We start from the raw sequence: 3195 nt of genomic DNA, 5'->3' as shown, positions 1-3195 counted from the left end.
TTCTGCTTATGCCGGTTGAGTCTGGCCGAAGGATTGCGTTCAAGAATCGCGGCGTTGTGACGGGCCTCGCGTTCTGCCGCCTCAGTACGTTTCGGCAGTATCGTTTGCTCAAGTCTTTCGACTGCTTTTGGCGCCTGCCTGCGGACAATCAGCGCATCATCATGAGGCAAGTCAATCACGTAGTGGGTGGGCGTTACCGAGTGCAGCAGGGTATCGCCTCCGATGACCGGGTGGATGAATTGAGCTGAGCGGGGGTCCTTAGCGATCAGGGCGGCGTGCTCGGCGGCGTCGAGTCGGAATGCGTCGACCGCTCCGGTGGTCTGCCCTTGGAAGATGCGCTTGGGTTGTCTATTGCCTGCCAGGGCGAAGGCGCGCCGCACATCGGTGGTGGGTCGCAGTGTCGGAGCTATCGTGTCGACGGGCAGTCGCAGGTCTCCATTGTCGAGCCAGAGGGTCTTTTTCTCGGGTTCGTGGTCCTTTCCCTTGATCCAGTTGATGATCGATACATGCACGGCCGCGTCTCCCGACCACGGTTTTGACGAGACGGCGTCGAAGATTGTGCCGTCGTGTTCGGTGATGTAATCCAAAGATGCTCGGCGGGAGTGGTTGTCTCGGATAGCTTGTGTGGCCACGAAGCCGGCGCGGCCGCCATCGGGCAGCGCTCGGTGGGCGAGGGGAAACCAGTAGGTGACGAAGTCTGACACACCTGGTCCTGGGTACTTTTCGTCGAGGCGGGCGACGTAGTCGGCGCCGAGATCCCTCGTCATCTTGCGGCGTCCGTTGTAGGGCGGGTTGCCGATGATCACGTTGGCTTTCGGCCAGGGCGTGAACAGGGCGTCGCCCCAGGTGATCACCGCGTCGAGATTGTCGAGTGGTAGTGCGGAGTCGGCGCTTTCGTCGAGCTCGTCGGCGGAGAGTTTCTTGGCCATCATCATGGTTACTTTGGCGACTTCGACGGCAAACTGATTATTGTCGAGACCGAGGAAGTGGTCGGGGGTGACGTAGGTCAGGGCGTATTGAGCCTTGTCTTTGGTTTTACGGCGTTGATCGATCCGCGTGAGAACTTCGGCTTCTAACCGCCGCATTTCCCTGTAGGCGACGTAGAGGAAATTTCCCGAACCACATGCAGGGTCGAGGACCCGAAAGCGACCCATATCAAATCGGATCTGTTCGAGCTCGGCGATGGATCGTGCCGCGTCGATTCGTTCCATCCAGGGATCTACGATGCATGGCGTCACCACGTGGGCGATATCAGCCTGCGAGGTGAAGTGCGCCCCGTAGGCATGGCGCTCCCCTTTCTCCATCGATGTCTCGAACAAGGTGCCGAAGATCTCGGGGCGGACCTCGGCCCAGTTCGTGAGCGCAGCGGACCGCATGGCAGCGAGTTCGCTGTCGGTCATCTCGATCGGTGTGACGGTTTCAAAGAGTCCGCCGTTGAAATACGGTGTCCCGATGAACATTCCGCCACCGGTACGCCCTGGGCTGTTCATCTCACGAAAGAGTGATCCCAGCAGATCGTATGCGTCGCGGCCTGTTGCAGCGTCCTGCAAAGTACGGGTGAAGAACTTTTCGGGGAGCAACCCGATATCTTCGGAGAACATCGCGACCACCGATTGCAGCGCGAAATGTTGTGCGTCGGTGCGTGGAACTCCCCGGTCTTTCATCGATCGGAACACCCCCGACACTTTGGCTGCGGCCTCTCGAGTGACCTCGACGAGGTCATTGAGAAAGATCGGTTTCTCGGGTTCGGGCAGTAGAAATGCCAGCGCTTCGCGGCGTTGCGGGAGGTCATCGAGCCGGACAGCGTCGATAGGTGCTTCCATCTGCTGGTCGAAGTCGTAGACCCAGAACTCGTCGAAGTTGCATAGCACCACATAGCGGGGTCGGCTAGGCACAGCTTCCATCCAATACCGGAATGCCTGCCGGAAGTGTTGCGACAGGTCGGTGCCGGCCTTCTTCATCTCGATGATGCAGCGCGGTTTCCAGATCAGGTCGGCGAACGAGGTGCCGCGTTCACCGACCTTGCGGATGCGGCCCTCAAGGGTTGCCCCGGCCTCACGTACACCGCCGTGCCCGAACGCTTGAAATAGGCGATCAAGAAAGACCTGGGCTTCGCCCTTCTCGTCTCCGATCAGGTGGGCGTGACGGTAGGTTACGAACGCTGCGAGAGCTTCCCTGTGCGATAACACACTTTCAGACCTTAGAGTTCGGGCTCGATCGCCTTGCCGCTGCACCCCACCTTCCACACCGACTTGGTCGAACCGCCGGTATTCCTCGGTGAGCGGGTGGCGTCCAGGTGCCACGTATGGCGGACCAGATAGTCGACGTCGACGCCGTTGAGAGCTCGGATCGTCCAGCAACTGCCCGACCGCGAAACCGCCGACCTCGTCCTTCCATGTATCCGCGCCGATAATCATCAGTTACGTCGACCCGGCCTATGGATGAACCTTCAATCCCTCGCGGCCTCGACCAGGTCCAGGATCAGCTATCTGTCACTAGTCTCACCGACGTGCTATCCACCTGATTGCGCATCCGATGACAGCATCCGAACACGGCAGCAAGTGCTGCCTCACCGTATGGCGTCAGTTACGGGATTCAGCCCCAAGGACCGTAGTTCTCGGCACGTAGGCTTTCCAGTGATTGTTACACTAGGTCGACACCTCACGCGCGAGCGTTATCAGGTTCTTTTCGCCATAGAGCCAGACGTCTCCGCCCGGTATAGCGTCTCGGGTCAGTCCAGTTGCTGCGGCAACGATGTGCCTCGCGAGGCTAGTCGGAGTCCAAGACCGGTCAGACTCTTCGTCGTCTGCAAGCCAGCGGAGTGGCTTATCCCTGTGACGCGTCCATGTCGCGTGTCCTCGCTCTGGACGTTCCCCGATCCACTGCTCTACTTCAGCCACTAGATCCAGCGCAATGGCGCCGCGCAAATTCAAATCAACGGTTGCTCCCTCTGGGATAGCGTGGTGGTCGTACAGGAGATAAGTCGACCGGGAAGAACGCTGTCGTTGCGCAATACGGGTAGCCGCTGACTCAATGCTTGCGACTCCAGGCGTAAGAACTCGAGTAGACGGGTCGTCTGGCGGGTACTGCCGTCTAAACACGACGCACGGCGCCGAGGGTTGATCCCCTCTTGTGTCATAGAACAGATTCACGGTGTGCATCTCGATAGCCAACGTCGGTGCGATATCTGAGGGG

Annotated in this window: 1 protein-coding gene; it reads right to left on the bottom strand. The window is 59.5% G+C overall.

From position 1 onward, the window contains the following. The coding region (locus GOACH_RS22210) for a DNA methyltransferase (RefSeq protein WP_005180316.1) at window positions 1-2189 on the bottom strand (2189 nt) is incomplete at its 3' end. Window positions 2190-3195 lie beyond the last annotated feature (1006 nt).

The organism is Gordonia aichiensis NBRC 108223, from assembly GCF_000332975.1.
In the GTDB taxonomy this organism is placed as follows: domain Bacteria; phylum Actinomycetota; class Actinomycetes; order Mycobacteriales; family Mycobacteriaceae; genus Gordonia; species Gordonia aichiensis.
This window is presented reverse-complemented; position numbering and strand designations above follow the sequence as displayed.